The sequence below is a fragment of the Bifidobacterium sp. ESL0704 genome (assembly GCF_029392075.1).
In the GTDB taxonomy this organism is placed as follows: domain Bacteria; phylum Actinomycetota; class Actinomycetes; order Actinomycetales; family Bifidobacteriaceae; genus Bifidobacterium.
On sequence record NZ_CP113929.1, the window covers coordinates 1299850 to 1318885 of the forward strand.

At 57.4% G+C, this 19036-nt stretch carries 13 protein-coding genes and 1 tRNA gene; 12 read left to right on the forward strand and 2 right to left on the reverse strand.

Features of this window, described 5'->3' with window-relative positions:
• The first annotated feature begins 263 nt into the window (after positions 1-263).
• A complete protein-coding gene (locus OZX64_RS04490; RefSeq protein ID WP_277171682.1) occupies positions 264-1214 on the forward strand; it encodes a hypothetical protein in 951 nt (316 codons plus the stop codon).
• Positions 1215-1560: 346 nt separating this feature from the next.
• Here OZX64_RS04490 and OZX64_RS04495 read toward each other — a convergent pair whose 3' ends face one another.
• Positions 1561-2259, reverse strand: a complete 699-nt coding sequence (locus OZX64_RS04495; RefSeq protein WP_277171683.1) for an SOS response-associated peptidase — start codon at positions 2257-2259, stop codon at positions 1561-1563.
• Positions 2260-2413: 154 nt separating this feature from the next.
• A complete protein-coding gene (locus OZX64_RS04500; protein WP_277155899.1) occupies positions 2414-2818 on the reverse strand; it encodes a pyridoxamine 5'-phosphate oxidase family protein in 405 nt (134 codons plus the stop codon).
• Between the two features lie 480 nt (positions 2819-3298).
• Here OZX64_RS04500 and OZX64_RS04505 point away from each other — a divergent pair, with 480 nt between their 5' ends.
• The 11 genes from OZX64_RS04505 to OZX64_RS04555 all read left to right on the forward strand — a co-directional run bounded on the left by OZX64_RS04505 (position 3299) and on the right by OZX64_RS04555 (position 18982).
• Complete coding sequence (locus OZX64_RS04505) at positions 3299-4300, forward strand: DMT family transporter (RefSeq protein WP_348519421.1); 1002 nt, start codon at positions 3299-3301, stop codon at positions 4298-4300.
• Positions 4301-4396: 96 nt separating this feature from the next.
• Complete coding sequence (locus tag OZX64_RS04510) at positions 4397-5656, forward strand: hypothetical protein (protein WP_277171685.1); 1260 nt, start codon at positions 4397-4399, stop codon at positions 5654-5656.
• Between the two features lie 282 nt (positions 5657-5938).
• Positions 5939-6011, forward strand: a tRNA-Ala gene (locus OZX64_RS04515).
• A 156-nt stretch (positions 6012-6167) separates the two neighbouring features.
• A complete protein-coding gene (locus OZX64_RS04520) occupies positions 6168-7736 on the forward strand; it encodes a carboxypeptidase (protein WP_277171686.1) in 1569 nt (522 codons plus the stop codon).
• 142 nt (positions 7737-7878) lie between these two features.
• Positions 7879-9057, forward strand: coding sequence for a YdcF family protein (locus OZX64_RS04525; RefSeq protein ID WP_277171687.1), 1179 nt, complete (start codon positions 7879-7881; stop codon positions 9055-9057).
• Positions 9058-9247: 190 nt separating this feature from the next.
• On the forward strand, positions 9248-10087 hold the full coding sequence (locus OZX64_RS04530; RefSeq protein WP_277171688.1) for a histidine phosphatase family protein: 840 nt from the start codon (positions 9248-9250) through the stop codon (positions 10085-10087).
• Between the two features lie 358 nt (positions 10088-10445).
• Positions 10446-11414: a magnesium transporter CorA family protein gene (locus OZX64_RS04535; RefSeq protein ID WP_277174978.1), complete on the forward strand. Its 969-nt coding sequence runs from the start codon at positions 10446-10448 to the stop codon at positions 11412-11414.
• Positions 11415-11421: 7 nt separating this feature from the next.
• On the forward strand, positions 11422-12357 hold the full coding sequence (locus OZX64_RS04540) for a transporter substrate-binding domain-containing protein (protein WP_277171689.1): 936 nt from the start codon (positions 11422-11424) through the stop codon (positions 12355-12357).
• 353 nt (positions 12358-12710) lie between these two features.
• On the forward strand, positions 12711-15689 hold the full coding sequence (gene leuS, locus OZX64_RS04545; RefSeq protein WP_277171690.1) for a leucine--tRNA ligase: 2979 nt from the start codon (positions 12711-12713) through the stop codon (positions 15687-15689).
• Between the two features lie 363 nt (positions 15690-16052).
• Positions 16053-16949 (forward strand): helix-hairpin-helix domain-containing protein, encoded by an 897-nt coding sequence (locus tag OZX64_RS04550; RefSeq protein ID WP_277171691.1) that lies wholly within the window; start codon positions 16053-16055, stop codon positions 16947-16949.
• Positions 16949-18982, forward strand: coding sequence for a ComEC/Rec2 family competence protein (locus OZX64_RS04555; protein ID WP_277171692.1), 2034 nt, complete (start codon positions 16949-16951; stop codon positions 18980-18982). The genes OZX64_RS04550 and OZX64_RS04555 overlap by 1 nt, the downstream gene beginning before the upstream one ends.
• The last annotated feature ends 54 nt before the right edge of the window (positions 18983-19036 follow it).

Here is a 19036-nt window from a genome sequence, read left to right on the forward strand (position 1 = left end):
TCCGTTCTGTTTCTGTGATTTTTAATGCATTTGTTTTGATCTGCAGAGACAATCACATAATTGGGCTTCTTTCTGTGATTATCTCTGTATCTCATCAGAAAGTACGGAAATAATCCCGCAATCCGTAATCGATGTGTGGATAGCGATGTGCGTAACTGAAAAGTTATGCACGAAACACCCGAGATTTTCCAAATTGGCTATCATTCGACCACAGTACCTATTTTTGCCACGCAAATCGGAGCAAATTCATTAGAGTTTGTGATATGAAGATCAACAAACGTATCGAAGACAAACTGCATGAGGCAGCGAGCCATGCTGACCAGGAAATTCTTTACAGGCTTACCCGATCGGGACAGGTGATCAGGGCAAGGCGCGGTTTGTACGTATTGCAAGACGTTTGGCGGGACCTTAGCATGCAACAGCAGTATGCATGGATAATACGAGGACTGCATGCCTGGCGTCCGGAATTGATTTTTGCAGGTCTGAGCGTGATTGCGCTCTACGGCATCGAGTATCCTTTCTGGCTTAACGAGCAACAAACGATATTTCTGGCGTCTACAAAAGCAATTGGTGTTGCCAAAACAAGCAAAACACGATACGTTCACGTCACACCGAGCGAGACGCTTTTTAACAAAGACCGGTCCATGACCTCGGTTACTCAGGCTTTGCTTGATTGTGCGGCAAGATTCGAATTCCACGAGGTGTTGCCGATGATCGATTCGGCATTGAGAAAACGGCTGACAACGAGGTCAGCGTTGACGCAGATCTCGAAGGCTGTGCCAGCTGTTGAAACCAGAATCGGTGTGCTGCTGCGCTATGCAGACCCGAGAAGCGAAAATGGGGGAGAATCGCTGTGCCGCGCAATCATCATCGAAGAAGGTTTCCCGGCCCCTGAACTGCAACAGGAATTCCGGATGCAGGATGGTCGAAGATATAGGGTTGATGGATTGTACCGGCTCGCAAACGGGAAAGCTGTCGTTGTTGAATATGACGGTATGAACAAATACACTGACGATACTATGACGGGCGGGCAGAGCATTCGTCAGGTGGTTCATGCCGAGAAGCAACGCGAGCAGGATTTGCTGAATTCCGGCGTTTCGCAAATAGTACGTTTCGATTACAACGATGTATTGCAACGTGATACGGTGACGAAAAAGCTGATTGAGGCTGGTGTTCCCCGCATCGCTGACAGAACGACGTTTTGGAACAGATAATCAACGCCATACCTGGTCAAATTGGTTATCCGATTTGTTGGGCCACTTTTTAGCGTGACAAAGCAACATCAGTGACAAAGCAACATAAATTCAGGAAAATCGTGGAATAAACTTCGAATCGAAAGTGTGATTAGCATCTTCGACGTACAAAGATAATCATGATAATGGGGTAAAAGTGTGATTAGCGTCTTCGACGTACAACGCTAATCACAGAAAATGCGCTAAAAATGTGATGTTCTCTGCATATTGAGCGATTCTACAGAGTTAATCACGAAAATGAGGCCAAAACTGTGATTAATTCTGCAACCAGTCCGTTTGTTTGCGTTATGGCATTCCTGTTTGAGGCTCAGAAAAGACTCAGGCACACGCGCTCTGCCTTCGGGCGGATGCACCGAGGTCCGTCTTCTTCTGGTGCCGGTTCGGCGACCTCATAACAATCAAGGTTTTCGGACATAGATAGGCTCGCCGCATGAATATCGTCAATGATTCCAGATCCATCGACGTGGCGATCAAGCCATTGTCCGGTCATATCACGCGAAACGAGCAACGGCATGCGGTTGTGGATTTTCGCCGCCTCTTCGATGGCATCACAGGTCAGGATCGTAGCGGTGAGCGTCCATGGGGAATCCGCGTTGTCGCGCCACCACGAAAACAGGCCGGCCATGGCGAGCATGGCGTCGCCTTGAGCATGAAAATAAAACGGACGCCTGCCTTTGAATTCGAAATACCCGGAAGCTGGGATGATGGCACGACGGCTTCGCATCGCGTCTTTGAATGTCGGCTTTTGCGCGGCTGTTTCCATACGTGCGTTATAGGTCGGATAGGTGAGCTCCCGCTTGTCGCTGTAAGAAGGTACCAGCGACCAATAGCCGCCCGAAAGATGCCGTCGGCCATCCTCTCCTGCCGCGAGGACCACGATGGTCTGCTTCGGTTCGACCCGAAACGTTCGAGCCGGCAGTGCGTAAGTGTCGACGTCTTCATCGTCGACACCGAAATCCGAAGCGACGGTGTTCCAATCAAGGTCAAGCGAAAATCTGCGGCACATTCCCACTCCTTCGTCTACTCAGCCCTGTCTGCTTTAGCCCTTTGATGCATATCAGGCAAGGCAGGCATACAAAAAGAGGACCTCCATACGAATCACGGAGGCCCTCACACCGTTGACGGCCGGGAATCAAGAGCCCAAGCCGTTCTCAACAAGTTCAGTCCTTGCTGATGGTGGTGCCGGCCTTGGCGCCGGCGGAGAGATCGTCGATCTCGGTGATCTCGAGCACCGGGATGGTGGCGGGCTTCTTGGTGCCCTTCTCTTCGGCGACCTTGACCTGCTCGTCGTAGATGGCGTCGTCGGAGTGCAGAGTCACGTTGCCGCGGAAGCGGTAGCCCTTCTTGCTTTCGAGGTTGGCGAAGCAGATCACCAGCGGGCTGCCGTCCTCAAGGTTCTTGTAATGCTGGCCGGCAGTGCGCTCGTGATAGGCGAGGTGATTGTCATCGAGCACGAACATCGACATCTTGGGGCCGAGGTCGAGCTGCCCGTCCTTGCTGACGGTGGTGATCCACGCGAGGTTGTTGTTGATGAATTCCTTCATTTCCGGGGTAAGTGTAGCCATAATGCTGTCCTTTCGTTCGAACTGCTTTCTATACGTTTCCATGGTACGTCTTCAAACTGTTGTTCACTAACAGATGCGTGTGACATTGCTCACCGCCAATCCGTTTTCTGCGAACGATTTTAGCTTCGTGCTCAACATGAATTGCGCATCTGATTTGGGCGTGTTGGGTAGGGGTACGGCTTATTGTCGCGTTGGAAATGTAATCAACGCGTGAATTGTTTTCATAACCGTGATTTCGGGGTATTTCTAGGCGTGTCGCGAAAAGAATATGTCTATTTTGAATAGCGACAAATAAGGTTGGAATGCCCGTCGGAACGGCTTGACCGACGTTGCCCGCCTGGGCCGGATACGAAGAGAGACAGAGCAGGCAGGTACGTCCTGAGGGTTCCGGGCGAAGACCGGAAGAGAAGACCCGATCTGGCCGCAAAAGGCGTGAGCGAACATATCGGAAACGGACAAGAGGAGAAGGCCATGGCCCATATGTTTGCCCCCTACCTTTCGTCGAAGGGCACCGCTCGCCGTGGTTTCCAAGGCCTGCGCAGTCGCCTTTCCCGCAATTTCCCACCCAATCTCGCCAGACTTATGTTGCTGTGCTGCGCCGCGCTATGGGGCGGCAGCTATCTGGTTTCCAAAATCGCCATGACGGCGATCACTCCGCAGTGGCTGATGGCGATGCGTACCGGCGGGGCGTGCCTGATCATGTTGCTGATGTTCCACAACAGCATTGTTCCCGCGCTCAACAAGTCGATTCTTGTCCCTGCCGTCGTTGTCGGAGTCACCTACTGGGGGACGATGGTTCTGCAAACCAAGGGGCTGCTGACGATCGACCCTGGCAGGAGCGCCTTTCTGACGGCTTCCTACTGTGTCCTCACGCCCTTCGCCGCCTGGCTGGCCACCAAAAACAGGCCGCATAACATCAACATCATCGCAGGGGTGATTTGCCTGATCGGCGTCGGTTTCGTCTCGCTGAAACCGGGCGGCTTTTCGCTTTCCCTCACGTCAGGCGACTGGATGACCATCGCCTGTGCCGCCGTCTTCTCGTTCAACCTGACGTATCTCGGCATCTATTCCAAAAAATACAACGCGATTGCGATTACCTTCGTCCAGTTCGCCGTCGCCTGCGTCCTGTTCCTGATCGGTGCGATTCTCACCGAACCGGCTCCCAACGCCTCGTGGCTGGAACCGAAAATCGTGGTGAGCTTCCTCTATCTGTTCATCGGGGCGACGACTTTGGCTCAGATCATGCAGAATATCGGCCTGGCGCATGTCTCCGCGTCTTCCGCATCGATCGTGATGTGCACCGAAAGCCTGTTTTCCGAATTGTTCTCGATCCTCTTCTGGAGGACAACGCTGAGGATGACGACCCTGGCCGGTTTCGCCTTGATTTTCGTGGCTGTTCTGATGTCCATCGTTCATCGTTCCGTCATTGTCGATCTTTTCCGTCATGCGGAAGACATGCTGCATGACTGGCGCAAAAAATAGCGGTCTCGTAGCGCGTGTCTTGGTTCCTGTAAGCGTTCGGCGAGGTTTTGCACGTTTTAAGCTTTTTCCGATTTCCTCCCGTTATCCTTATGGTTTATGAAGAATTTTTTCAAGGGGATTTCGGTCTCGCAGATCATAGCGGGTGCGCTTGCTGCGGTCACTTCGTTCCTGTTGTCGGCGAAGATCGGCATTGCCGGATCCGTGATCGGCGTGGCTGTCGGCTCCATTGTCTCGGCTGTCGCCTCGCAGATCTACCAGAATGTGCTCAAGGAATCCGGTAGGAAGCTGCAGGAAAGCGTACCTCAAGACGATGGCACCGCGCAACAGAATGCTCTAAGCGCCGATCCAGGCGATCAGACACGGGTCATAGGATCCGATGCGCAGCATCACGGTCGATTGCCTGGCCCGGTTTCGGCCCAAGCGGCCCAGAGTGTTCCGATGCCGCGCATGGACGGAACATCGCCGAGCCTGGCCGCTTTGGTTCGCAACGAGAAAATGGCCACCGGCTCAGATCAGAAGGACGCGACCAGAACCTTGGCCGCTGAGCGTCAAGAAAGCAGGAACAAAACAGGAGATCTGGGGGATGCAGACGGTAAGTACCATGCAGATGACGGCAAGAACGATTCCACTGAGGTCTTGACGTCTTCAGCGTCAGGCAAGACCACCGTGATGGCGCCCATCGGCAAAACCCGGGCAACAAAAGCAATTTCCGGAACCCGTCAAACGCTCAATGGCGGTCCGGGGCAGCATGACGGCCATGTTCGCGTCTTCGATTCCTCACGGCAGAAGCGTTATAAACGGCTGGCCATTGTCGTCGCTGTCGTCAGCGCCTTGGTTGCGGTCGGCATCACCGCAGGTATCATCTCGCTGGCCACCAAAGGTCAGGGCACCGATGACGTGGTACGCAACATCGTCACCAACTCGACCACCAAGAATCAGCCGCAGCGCAACGATTCAGACAACACTCCCAGCGACAGCAACCAAAAGACCGACGGCAACACGCAGAAAAACAACGGAACGAACAATCAAGGAAATTCCGGAACCACCTCAGATTCCGGGACTTCAAATGGTTCCACTTCCAACGGTTCAGGCACTGCCAACGGTTCAGGAAATACAAACGGCGATAATTCCGGCAACGGCAATTCAGGAAATACCGGCGGCGGCACGGGTTCGAATTCCAACGGTTCCAGCAACTCTTCCAATGATTCGTCGAACAGCGGAGCAGGCAATGGGGGCGGAGCAGACTCCGGCTCCACGAACGGTTCGCCATCGAACAGCAACGGCACCGGCAGCTCTGATCCGGGATCTCATACCGGAGACGGCACACCCGGAGCGAATACTAGTAATCCGCAGTGAGCATGACCGGGCTGAAGGACAGTACAAGACCTTCAGCCCAGTTTCCTTCGCCATCAGGGGTTTCGCAGATTTGTTGATACGCCTCAGCCATTTGGGGTTCCGCAGGTTTGTTGATAAGCCTCAGCCATTTGGGGTTCCGCAGGTTCAGCAATCGAATAAAACCCTTGTGTTCTCTTGTTTTTATGGCTCTGGCAAGCTTCGGCGACACGCCGATTTGGTCATTCGCAGAGTTTGTTGTAAAGTATCTAAGGCTTCGCAAGGAGCGATAACTTAAACAAGACCGGGGCTATGGCGCAGCTGGTAGCGCATCTCCATGGCATGGAGGGGGTCGGGAGTTCGAATCTCCCTAGCTCCACGGGTAAGGCTTCTGAGAAATTCTCAGAAGCCTTTTTCTTTTCTCGTTTGCTGATTCCGGTATCATTGTGGATTTCATCGGCGCTCATCGACGGGCCAATGAGACGGCTCTGCGTTAGGCTGGAACGAGATGAACGTCAGTCCAAGGAGTAACGAAATGAGCGAAGAAGCGGTAACGGCCACAACCGGGCACAACGCGTCAACCGAACAAACACCGAAGCCGGAAATCCGGCCGACCGGCGAACGCAGGACGCACCACACGATGGAACTCAACGGAGAAACGCTGCATTATCGGGCGACCGTCGGCTCCATCACCATCGACACCAAGGAAGTCAAGCCTGCGGCCAGCGACTTCTACGCGGCTTTCGAACTGACCGACGAGCACGGCAAAACCGACACCACCCGTCCGGTCACATTTATCTTCAACGGCGGCCCGGGCTCGTCCTCGACGTTTTTGATGATGGGATCGTTGGGTCCCAAGCGCATCGATATCCCGGACGCGGCCCCGGTCCCTGCCGCTCCATACGGCTTCAAAGACAATCCTTACACGATGCTGCCGTATTCGGACATCGTCTTCATCGACGCCCCGGGTACAGGATTCTCGCAGATCGCCGAAAAGGCTAAGAAGGAGCTGTATTCGGTAGACGGCGACGTCAAGGGTTTCAGCGCGTTCATCCGTGCCTATCTGACCCGCTTTGACCGTTGGAATTCGCCGAAATACGTACTGGGCGAATCCTATGGCACCACGCGCGGCGCGGCCCTGTCGTATCGTCTGCAACAAGACGGTGTGGCGCTCAACGGGCTGGTTCTGATTTCCAACATCCTCGACTATGCCTATACCTTCGACACCTCCGACCAGTTCTACATCGGCTATTTCCCAACCTATGCCACCGTGGCACACTACCACGGCAAGGCCGGCCAAAACGTGGATATAGAAACGCATCTCAATGCCGCCCGCGAATTCGCCAACGGTCCGCTTCGTGCGGCTTTGGCCCAAGGCGACGGCATCGATGAGACCACGAAACGCAATGTCGCCAAACGTTATGCCGAACTGACCGGGCTGAGCGAGCAATACGTCTACGATTCCGACCTGCGCGTGCTCGACATGCGTTTCCGCAAGGAGCTGCTGCGCCACGATAGCGGCAACGACACCGGCATGATTGTCGGCCGTTACGACGGAAGGAGCAAAGGCTACGACCTCGACCGTACCGCCCAGGAAGAGACGTTCGTGGTCGACGACAGCTTCCTCGACCCGGCCTATTCCAGCGTCGCCAATGCCTATCTGCGCGACGAACTCGGCTGGGACGGCATTGAGGAACGCCGTGGATACGCCGATTTCGACTGGAACTCCACCGAACCCGGCAAAGGCTGGACGTGGTGGCACACCCTGCCGGAAGGTGCGAAGACGTCGTGGGGCGCACACATCCCGTTCCCGACGGTCACCGCCGACCTCGCCGCCGCCATCGCGCATGAACCGACGCTCAAGGTCATGATCGGCAACGGCATCTACGACCTGTGCACGCCGTTCAACCAGACCGAATACGACATCGACCACATGGCCCTGCCCAAGCCATTGCGCGGCAACGTGGCGTTCACCTACTACCCGGCCGGGCACATGCTCTACACCGCGCCCGAAAGCATCAGGAAATTCGCCGGCGACCTGTCGCGCTTCTACGCAAGCGACGTCAGCGGCCTCGCCGACATCAACGAACGTCGCAACCGGTGACAGCCCGATTCGAATACGTCTTGTACGGTTTCGAAAGTGCGTGATGTGTTTGCTCAGACGAATGTGAAACAGTCACATGACGTGATCGACGAATAGCCAAACAATCAAGTCACCGAAAACGAGTGGAGAAAAGGAGGTCATCATGACCGACTCATGGCAAACGATCCTGCTGTATGGGCCCAGCGTCGTATTCGCCGTGTTGTTGCTCATTTCGGTGATAGGGGAGCCTCGCCGGTTCCGCAACGCGATCTGGTTGGCGTTGTTCGTGCTTTCCCTTTCCAGCGCCCTGCTGCTTGATTTCTGGCGCGATTGGGTGATTGTGCCGTTGGCGCTGATTCTCATCCTCACCCCGCTGACGGTGGTCGTGTTCCTCTTGGCCAACGCGGCGGTGGTGATCCGTCGAGAGGGATTTTCGATGTCGACCGCCTTGCCGGCTCTGCTCGCCTTGGCCTTGGTGGGTTTCATGGTGGTCTACCTGTTGAGTGTGAGGCTCGGCGCTCCCGGATGGCTGCAATGGCTTGCGCTGTTGGCCGTCCTTGAAGGATTGTGGTTCTTCTTCACTTTCGCTGCGCTGATGCTGTATTCATGGGTCTACCGCATCATGCCCAAACGGCGAACATACGATTACATCATCATCCATGGTGCGGGACTGCAGGGCAGCGAGCCGACACCGCTGCTGCGCGGACGTATTGACAAGGCCGTGGCATTGTGGCATCGGCAGCACGATCACGGCGTTTTCATCGTCTCGGGAGGCCAAGGCGCCGACGAGGAGGTCAGCGAGGCGGAAGCGATGAAACGTTATCTGATCGGCAAGCGCGGCGTGCCCGCCGAACGCATCCTGATGGAGGACACTTCGAGAACGACGATGGAAAACCTCGTCAATTCCAAGGAGATTATGGATGAACGTTCCTCCTTAGCCCGATCGTTGGGAGTCAGGGACAGCGGCGTCGGCTCCAACGATGGAGTATCTACCTCCGTCAAGCTGCAGCGTGCCGATAACGATAAAGCTTCGTGGACCTCTGCATCGATTTCCCGAGCGTCCTCCAGACCGAAGCCCAGCCGACGGCGCAAAGCCAGTCGTGCAAAGTCGCTGTATCGAGCGGCATTGGTGACCAGCGACTACCATGTGTTCCGCGCCAGCGAATACGCGCACGAAATCGGGCTCAACGCCGACGGCATCGGCTGCCATACCAAGGGATACTACTGGCCGACGGCCTTCATCCGCGAATTCGTCGCCATCACCCGTGCCCATCTGTGGCCCTACGCCGTGATCGCGGCGCTTTGGCTGGTATGGGTAGCGATAATGGCATTTCTTCGGTAATCGGGGCACAATTGCGACCGAAGGTCAGGACACCCATCAATCCGAAAGGCAAAGCGTAGGCATGCCACCAGCTAACAGTCCCGATCGGCCTCAAGGACCCTTCCTTTTCGCCGGGTAACGGCACAATGGGAACAAATGCATCATATGCATGTCATATACCTGTTATCGATAGGGGAGAGAAAGGAAAACAATGATTGACGAGATCATTTTGCTCCGTCACGGAAGGACGTCCTACAACGTCGTTCACCGTCTGCAGGGCCAGATTGACGTCCCGCTTGACATCATCGGCCAATGGCAGGTCGACCAGACAGGCCTGGACCTTGCCAAGCGCTATTACTGGGCGAAGGTCGCCAATGTGGCCGCCAACCCCGACCTTCTGCCGCAGCCGGGGCCACAGGCCGCCGAACAGAGCGACATCAGCGAATACCGGCAGGCTCCTGCGGGCAGACGCAAGATGAAAGTGATTTCCAGCGACCTGTTCCGCGCCTCGCAAACGGCCCACGCTTTTGCCGATATCCTCGGCCTGCCCGTCACGCTCGACAAACGTCTGCGCGAACGCAGTTTCGGTCAGTGGGAAGGCAAGACTCGCCCCGAAATCAAGGCGATGGACGCCGAAGCCTACCGTTCATGGCGCGCTCACGAAGGGGGAGAGACCAAGTACGGCGTCGAGACCCGCACCCAGGTCGGAGCCAGAGGCGCCAAGGCGGTCCTCGAACTGCTTAACGAACACACGGAAGACAAAAACCCGACCACGCTGATGCTGGTCAGTCATGGGTCGTTCATCGCGGCGACCGTCGAGACCCTGCTCGGCATGGATCCGGAAGTGGACGAACTCGGCAACATTCCCAACGCCTACTGGTCGACGCTCAAGCCGCGGGCCCAGTCGGACGGAAGCTATCAGTGGACGCTTGCGGAATTCAATTGCGGACCTGCGATATCGACGGTCGCCGACTGGTCCAACGGGCCTGAGGAACTGCGCCATCCGGGTATGAAACTGATGGAGCCGCTGCCCGTCACCGATACCGTCTGAGGCGAGCGGGCTCGAGCACCTGTTCCTTTTGTGAGTCGGCCGATTCCTTTTTGTGGCAAGGAATGCGGCTGCTCGGCACCGGTGCGTGCCGCTCAGCGGATCAGCTCGCGGCACGCATCCGGGGCAATAGGGTGAAACAGGTGCAGCCTGCTCGATGGGTAACGCTATGCGCAAAGAACGCCCAAAAGTTCCACCTCAAGGGTTACTCTTGAATTTTGGGTTAACAGCAGGAATCCGGAATAACCGTTTGTCTCTTTCGTATCAAGACAGGCATTCCGGTGGCCAGGACGCATGGCGAACGAGCCGGCGTCTCCTGCAAGATCCGTACAGCGAATAACGCGAAAGGCGGGTGGCAGACATGTTGAGGATGTTCAATACGATCAACGGGCAGGTCGAACAGATAAACAAGCTGGAAAACGGCTCCTGGGTCTGTTTGTCGAACCCGACCGACGTCGAACTTGCCACCGTCTCCTCCCAGACCGGCGTTGATCTGGCCGATTTGCGCGCTCCCTTGGATGACGAGGAACGTTCGCGCGTCGATTCCGAAGACAATTACACCATGATCATCGTCGACATCCCTACCGTCGAGCAACGCGACGGACGAGACCATTATGAGACCATCCCGTTGGCCATCATCGTCGCGGCCCATACCATCATCACCGTATGCATGCAGGACACGCCGGTGCTCCACCCATTCATGGAAGGCACCATCCGCGGCTTCAACACCTACATGAAGACGCGGTTCGTATTGCAGATTCTTTATCGCAATGCCACCATGTACCTGCGCTACCTGCGCATCATCGACCGCAGCTCCGACAATCTCGAACTGAAACTCCAGCACTCGATGCAGAACCGCGAGATCCTGCAGCTGCTGGAACTGTCGAAGACCTTGGTCTATTTCACCACGAGCCTCAAATCCAACGAAATCGTGATGGAAAAGCTGAGGGTGACCGAAAAACTCAACTCGCTGACCCACATCAAGCAGTACCCCGAGGACGAAGACCTCCTGGACGACGTCATCACCGAAAACAAGCAGGCCATCGAGATGGCGAACATCTACAGCGGCGTCCTTGCGAACATGACCGACGCCTCCGCCTCGATCGTCTCCAACAACCTCAACAATGTGATGAGGATCTTCACCATCATCTCCATCGTCCTGTCGATCCCGACGCTGATCTTCTCGATGTACGGCATGAACTTCCAGCAGGGTATGTTCGGCATGCCTTTCACCAACTCGCGCTGGGGCTTTTTCATCGTCGTGGCCATCTCGATGGTCATCACCGGGCTCGTGGCGTGGTGGCTGACGCGCTCCAGACTCTTCAAGTAGGTTTTCGATGCGACGGTTACGATTGAGGTTCAGGGCTTCTTCAGCTAAAAAAGACGTTCGCCGGTATCTCAGGGCATCGCTTGCGCTGGTTTGCGGCGTCGGTCTGCTATGCTCGGCTTCCGCTTGCGGGGTGGCCCAGACACCGCCTTCCGCCGATATCCCCGAGGGGCCGACCATCGTCATCGCCGTTCCTGGCGACGAGCTGGGACTCGGCTACGAGCATGAAGGCCAATACTCCGGTTTCGACATCGAGGTCGCCCGCTACGTGGCCCAAAAACTCGGTTATGCACACAAACAGATCGTTTTCAAACCGGTGGACCCCTCTTCCGCAGCCAAGACGTTGAAACAATCCAAAGCCGACATGTTCATCTCCGCACTGCCTTCCGTCACGACCCACGACGCGGGGAAACGGTTCGGGACATCAAAGCCGTATCTCACCGATCCATTGGGGCTTCTGGTGCCGTCACGGCTGCAGCAGGACTTCACCGATATGTCGTCGTTGAGCAACCGGAGCATCTGCACGGTAAAGGGAACGGCGGATGGGCATAGGCTTTCCTCGGCACTTCCCGGCGTAAGGATTCAGGAGCGCGAGACCTATCCGCAGTGCCTCACCGCTTTGCTTGTGGGCGAAGCGAATGCCGTCGCCGCTGACGCGGCCATTCTGCACGGGCTTGCTTCAAGCGTCATCGAGCACGATGTCACGGTTTTGGGTCAAGGGGCTTCGTCATCGTCGGCGCCTTTGGCCCAAGCGATTGCACGGGTCGCAACGGTTCGCCATGCCGTGATGATCCGTCCCTCGAACGGCGAGCTCACCAGGAAAATCAACACCATTCTGCACGATATGGTCAAGGACGGGTCATGGCGAAAAGCCGCCGATGCCATGAGTCACGACATCGACTACACACCCAATCCGACTCTCAACCCTGCAATGGCACATCGTTGAGCTTCTCAACATCGCAATGGAACACGGCTGATCCGGGTCGCCGTCTCGTTGACCGGAATTCGGCCGGTATAGCCGGCTCCCGCTGCTTTGTGATTATCTCTGTATCGTGGGGCAACGTACAGAGATAATCACGTAATCGGGCCGTTTTCTGTGATCATCTCCGCATCTGCGGTCTCAATACGACGGTAATCACATTATCGGGTCGTTTTCTGTGATTATCTCTGCAGGTTCTTCAGCATGATACGTGAAATCACTATCCCAACTGCCGGATTCATCGCGGTTCGCCATCGTCGGTGACCATCTTTCGGAAATGTGTGGGTGTGTGTCCAGTTGAGCCACGATAATTCCTTATTATGAGCGACAATGAGCAAGGCGCGGCTTCGAGCGCCAATACAGCAAGTGTTCCGTCATACCGATACAACGCGCAGATGGCGCAGGATATCGAAGAAAAATGGCAGAAAACGTGGGATGAGAAGGGCACCTTCTGGGCCGCGAACGTCAAAGGCGATCTGAGGGACGGCAACGGGCAACTTGCGGATGGGCGTACCCCCTACTTCGCGATGGACATGTTCCCGTATCCTTCCGGCAAGGGCCTGCATGTAGGCCATCCGTTGGGCTACCTCGCCACCGATGTCGTCAGCCGCTATCACCGCATGAAAGGCGAGAACGTGCTGCATGCCATGGGTTATGACGCGTTCGGCCTTCCGGCCGAGCAGTACGCCGTGCAGACCGGCCAGCACCCGCGGGTGACTACCGAGGCCAACATCGCCAACATGCGCCGTCAGCTGCACCGCATGGGCCTGAGCTTCGACAACCGCCGCACCTTTGCCACCATCGACCCCGGCTACATGCGCTGGACGCAATGGATTTTCTCTCGCATCTACGACGCGTGGTACGACCCCGATTTTGTGCGTCCTGACGGCGGCAAAGGCTCCGCCCGCCACATCGACACGCTGATCGACCAGTTCAAGAGCGGCGAACGCGCCATCCCCGGCTTCGAGGATTCCGGCAAGGGCTGGGACGAGCTGACCGAAGCCGAGCAGGCCGATGTCTTGAACGACTTCCGTCTGGCCTATATCTCCAAGTCGCCGGTCAACTGGTGCCCGGGGCTCGGCACGGTGCTGGCCAACGAAGAGGTCACCGCCGAGGGCAAGTCCGAACGCGGCAATTTCCCGGTCTTCCAGCGTGAGCTGCGTCAGTGGTCGATGCGCATCACCGCCTACGGCCACCGTCTGATCGAAGACCTTGATATCATCGACTGGCCCCAGAAGGTCAAACTCATGCAGCGCAACTGGATCGGGGAATCCCACGGTGCCTCCGTCCACTTCAAAGTCGCCACCCCCAACGGCGAGCGGGACATGGAGATCTACACGACCCGTCCCGATACACTCTTCGGCACCACCTTCGCCGTGGTCTCGCCCGAGCATGATCTGTTGGCCGACGCTCCTGCGGCATGGCCGGAAGACACTCCGGAAAGCTGGAAGGGTGGCTATGCCACACCTGCGGAAGGTATCAAGGCCTATCGCCTCGCGGCCGAATCCAAGACCGCGCAGGACCGCGTCGACGAGGGCGGCGAGAAGACCGGCCTGTTCACCGGCCTCTATGCCGTCAACCCCATCACCGGCGACAAACTGCCACTCTTCACCGCAGACTATGTGCTGATGGACTACGGCACCGGCGCCATCATGGCGGTGCCCGGCGGCGACCAGCGCGATTATGATTTCGCCACTAAATTCGGGCTGCCGGTTATCTATACCGTCGAACCGCTGCCGGATTCGGGTGAGAACCTGAGCGATTACGAAGGCAAGGCGCCGTTCGTCTCGCACGATGGCATCGTCATCAACTCCTCGACCGAGCACACCGCAGCCAAGGGCGATGCGCTGAGCCTTGACGGGCTGCGCGTCAACGACGCCATCGACAAGGTCAACAAGTGGCTCGAATCCGCGGGCGTCGGCAAAGGCACCGTCAGTTACCGCCTGCGCGACTGGCTCTTCTCCCGCCAGCGCTACTGGGGCGAGCCGTTCCCGATCGTCTATGATGAGGACGGTGTGCCGTATCTGCTGCCGGACTCCATGCTGCCGATCAACCTGCCCGATGTGCCGGACTACAGCCCCAAGACCTTCGATCCGATGGATGCCGAAAGCAATCCCGAGGCGCCGTTGAGCCGCAACGAGGACTGGGTCAAGGTTACGCTCGACCTGGGCGACGGTCCCAAGACCTACTACCGCGACACCAACACGATGCCCAACTGGGCCGGTTCCTGCTGGTATTACATGCGCTACCTCGATCCGAACGACACCGAGCATATGGTCGATTCGGACGAATACGAATACTGGATGGGCCCGAACCACAACCAGGAATCAGGCAAGACCGGCGGCGTCGACCTCTACGTCGGCGGCGTCGAGCACGCGGTGCTGCATCTGCTCTACTCGCGTTTCTGGCACAAGATCCTCTTCGATCTGGGCTATGTCGATTCCCCGGAACCGTTCCACAAGCTCTTCAACCAGGGCATGATCCAGGCCTACGCCTACACCGACGACCGCGGCCAGTACGTGCCCGCCGCCGAGGTGGAGGAGGGACCGGCCGACGCGTCCGGCGAGCCCACCTTCACTTGGAACGGCCAGCATGCCAATCGCGAGTTCGGCAAGATGGGCAAGAGCCTCAAGAACATCATCACCCCCGACGACATGTACGCGCGCTACGGCGCCGACACGTTCCGCCTCTACGAGATGAGCATGGGCCCGCTCGACGAGTCCCGCCCTTGGAACGACCGCAACGTCGTGGGCGGCATGCGCTTCCTGCAGCGGCTGTGGCGCAATGTCCTTGACGAAAACACCGGCGAGGTCACCGTGACCGACGAGACTCCCGACGCCAAGACACTGAAGCTGTTGAACAACACCATCGCCGACGTGACCGTCGAGATGGAGAACATGCGGCCCAACACCGCCATCGCCAAGCTCATCGTCCTGAACAACAAGCTCACCGGCCTCAACGCTGTGCCGCGCGCCGCCGTCGAGCCGCTGATTCTCATGCTTTCGCCGATCGCCCCGCACATCTGCGAGGAACTCTGGCAGAAGCTCGGCCACAACGAGTCTCTGGCCCATGAGCCGTGGCCGAAGGCCGACGAGCGTTACGTTGGCGAGGACACCGTCACCGCCGTGGTGCAAGTCAAGGGCAAGGTCCGTGCCAAGCTCGAGGTCAGCCCCTCGATCGACCCCGACGAGCTCAAGGACATGGCGTTGAAGGCCGTGGCCGACCGTTTGGGTGGCAAGGAGCCGCGCAAGGTCATCGTCAAGGCGCCGAAGATCGTCTCCATCGTTCCGGCGGAGTAATCGCCAAACGGTAGTTTCGCCGGCTGTTGCCTGAAATGGCATCGAACGGCATGCGAAGAATCGTATGAAAAGGACACCAGATTAATTCCGGTGTCCTTTTTGCCTATTGAATCACTACCATGAATCCATCATCGCTGAGATGTGCAAACGCGAGAATTGACGATGGACAAGATTTGGATTGCTCGTCGAATGGGTTGCGTCTCGGCTTTTTGCTCTGACCGTCACTCGTCCGTGCTTGTGCATGAATGTGGACGGTTCTGCGGTTGAGGACACGACACGCCTCAAATGTGGATAACCCCTATCATTCGACCACAGTGGCCGTTTCGGCTCGACTTTTGATGCCGGTTCGGTCATGCTTGAAGTATGGGCATTCATTTCGATGGCAGGGCAATAAGTCAAGACCGGTCTGCGGCCAGGCGGCTGCATTCGTCCGCCGTGTCTTCGGATGGGTCGCAGGCAGTACGAATTGGCGAACCCGACGCGGCACTATTGCGCGCGGGTCTCCCTCCTTTACCACCTATCGAAAGCTGGCTCATCGAGCCAGGCGAGGGCCGAGAAAAACCCGAGGACAACAGCCGTTCCATAGCTTTCAATGACCAGGATTCAACGCTCGATACGGCAACTGATAATCCCGATTCGACGCTCAAGGAAACCGATTCGGACGCACTGGCCGATTCGGATGGGCAGCTGACCGTTCAATCGGCTGCTCAGCGGCAATCCATACCCCGGCTGGTGTTCAAACCCGCGCAGGCGGTGGCTGTGATGCTGATACTGATGGCCGCCTTATGCGCAAGCCTGACGATGCTGGTGACCCAGGCGATCAACTACAACAAACAACAAGCTGAAGCCTCATCTTCCGCAAGCCTCAACGCAGGAACGGCTGCACATGGCCAAGCCGCGAAACGGCAACACGGGAAAGCCTCAAAATCAGACGACGCTTCGCCTTCATCGCAAAGTCCGGGTAGCGCTGGTAGCGCAGGACAGGGCGGTGGCGCGGCAACGCCGGCGAATCCGTCGGCTGGCACAGGCAAGGCAACAGGGCAGGCCGGGGCTTCGGCCGGTTCATCCGATCTCGTCAATATCAACACTGCCGATAGCACGCGGCTTCAGCAGATCAAAGGCGTCGGTCCGGTGATGGCGCAGAAAATCATCGACTACCGTTCGTCGATAGGACGTTTCACAAGCGTCGACCAGCTGCTCAAGGTTTCGGGCATCGGGCAGAAAACGCTTGAAAAGATACGCGGGCAGGTGACGGTCTGATGAACGATGTGCATACTCCCGTCGGGGGAGAACAGGGCAGCAGGGACTGGCGGATGCTGCCGGTGGCGTTATGCGTATGGGGCATCGAATTGGCTTCGCACACGGTCTTTGTTCTGTACACCGAGCGACAGAACGATCCGTATTCGCTAGGCCAGGGAGCCGCCGGCTCCAGTGATTGCACGTCGTCGAATCCTGTATTTGCCGCAGTGACGGGCCGCTTGATGCGGCCATCGGTCGGTGGAATCGTTCTTTCGGCAGCCTTATTGCTGCTGTTGGCTGTGTTGGTCGTTTTGCTCGCGCTGTCCCTGCACTGGTTCGGTCGCAACGCCGGGCATTCGCACGACTCGCTGCGCTGTTGCCCGCTTTCCGAATCCGCTGTCTGCCGACCTCCCGGGATTCATTGGCAGCGGCAATCCGGACAAGGGAAGCATACTCGCATTCCGACCACATCGGCCAGAACCGATCATTGCGCAGCGAATGGGAACAAGGCGGCAACGGCATCATATCCTTCCCAGTCCGCAATCCGACTGATAGTGCGTCAATCGCGTGGCAACAGGACGGTATGGGCGGCGGTGTTCATATGCTCGGCTCTGACAGCCATGATCGTCTCGCTGAATGCCGAGGCCATCGCATATCGAGATCCGGCGACGGCCGTTGTCCGAAACGGCGAAAGCAGGATTGACGCGACGCTGCGCCTCGATTCTCCGGTTACTGCGGCAGGTTCGTGGCAGGCGGATTGCCAGGCCGATGCGCATCTCATCGGTTTCGTACACGACGGCATCGCGCAGGCCAGCAGGTCGCGTATCGTCCTGTACGCCGACAAACCGGTGTGCGGCAAGCTTGCAGACGGGCAGACCATAACGACTTCGGGCATATTGCAAAACGCCCGGTATGGTCGGCGTCCGATCTGGCTGACTGCGGATGTCGACGCCGATACGCGTGTGGTCGAACAGGCTCCGCCCGTCAGCCGGTTTGTGGATTCCATGCAACGTTCCTTCTTCTCGGTGACCCAGGGACTTTCCGACCAAGGACGTGTGCTCGTCCCGGGGCTGACCATCGGTCTTTTAGGACAGGATTTCATGGGGACGACCGCGAGCGGCCAAGAACCCGTCAACGCGACGTTCGCCAAACTGCTGGAAATGCATTTCAAGGACTCCGGCATCATGCATCTGATGGCCGTTTCGGGCGGGCATTTCGCGTTGATCGGCAGTCTGATACGTTCCGGCTGCGCCCGGTTCCTGCTGCCGCGTCAGATGGTGGCGGTGCTGACGGTGATGGCATATGCTGCGCTCGCGAGCGCCATGTTCCCATCCGACTCGGTGATGCGGGCGCTTCTCATGGGTGTCTTCTCCTCCTTGGCGTTGTTCGTCGGGCGCAGGGCTCAGGCGATCAGCGCACTGTGTTGGACCGTCATTCTCACCTTGCTGCTCAATCCCGCGATGGCGAGAAGTTACGGCTTCGCCCTGTCTTGCGCCTCGGTGCTGGGCATTGTGCTGTGCTCCGGCCCTATGGCCAAGCGTCTTTCAGCGGTGTTGCCGGCATTCCTCGCCAACGGCACGTCGGTGACCCTTGCCGCCCAGCTGTTCACCCTGCCGATACAGGTGCTGATGACCCCGACATTGCCGTTGCTTTCGGTTCCCGCCAACCTCGTAGTCGCCCCGTTCGTGGATTTCTCCACGCTTACCGGATTGGCGGGCCTGGCGCTTTCGCCGTTGGCTCCGCATCTGGCGTTCGTGTTCGTGTGGCTCTCCAGTTGCGGGACGTCGGTGATGCAATGGTGCGCGGATACCATAGGCGGCTCGCCGACCGCCACCATGCCTTGGGCCGGTGGGGCCGCAGGGGCATTGACGGTGGTCGCCTGCGAAGTCGGCATGGTGCTGCTGGTCAAAACCGCGTCCGCGTTGGCAGGTAAGAGCGATAAGGAAGATTCCGTGAACGGTCACGAGAGTCGTTTCAAGGGTTTGCGGAACAAGGGGGCGGTATGGTTCAAGGAAACCGAACAGATGTTCGAACGGCTTGGTGATTCGAGCTGAGCGGAGAGACACGGCGTATGTCCAGCTGTGCCACCACATTGAATATCATAGAAA